We start from the raw sequence: 608 nt of genomic DNA on the forward strand, positions 1-608 counted from the left end.
GCTGAACAGCAGCTCCACCGGCAGGCCGGCGTGGACCTTGTCCACCAGTGCCGGGCTCAGCCGGCCCTCGACCAGCAGTGGCTGATGCTCAGGGACGATCTCCATCAGCGCCTGCCCCGGCGCCACCACGCCACCCTCGGTGAACACGCTGAGGCCCACTACCTGGCCCGCCGCCGGCGCACGCAGCACCACCTGCTGCAGTTCGACCTCCAGGCCCGCCAGGCGATGACGCAGTTCTTCGCTGCGAACCTGCGCCTCGGCCAGCTGACTGCGGACCTGCTCCTGGAAGGCTTCGCGGCGCTGGCCGGCGCGCAGGCGCAACTCGGCGATCTGTCGCTGCAACTGGCCGATACGGCCGCTGTCGTCCGCCACCAGCCCGAGCAATTCGGCACGCTGGCGCTCGACATCGAGCAGGCGGTTGCGCGGGATGTACTGCTCGGCAGCCAGCTCGCGCAGGCCCAGCAGTTGTTCATCGAGTACCTGCAACTGCGCCTGCTTGCTGCTGCGCAGCGCGCGCAGGCCACCCAGCTGCGCTTCGCTGCCGGCGAGGTTCTGCGCCAGCCCCTCGAGTTCCAGGCGCAGCGCCTGCTGGCGGCTGGCGAACAGCT

General features: G+C 70.4%; 1 protein-coding gene. It reads right to left on the reverse strand.

What is annotated here, in order from left to right; all coding sequences use genetic code 11:
• A partial coding sequence (locus tag J0A65_RS25140) for an HlyD family efflux transporter periplasmic adaptor subunit (RefSeq protein ID WP_206596952.1) occupies positions 1 to 608 on the reverse strand: 608 nt, incomplete at both ends.

Origin of the sequence: Bowmanella yangjiangensis (genome assembly GCF_017255015.1) — a bacterium.
Taxonomy (GTDB): domain Bacteria; phylum Pseudomonadota; class Gammaproteobacteria; order Enterobacterales; family Alteromonadaceae; genus Bowmanella; species Bowmanella yangjiangensis.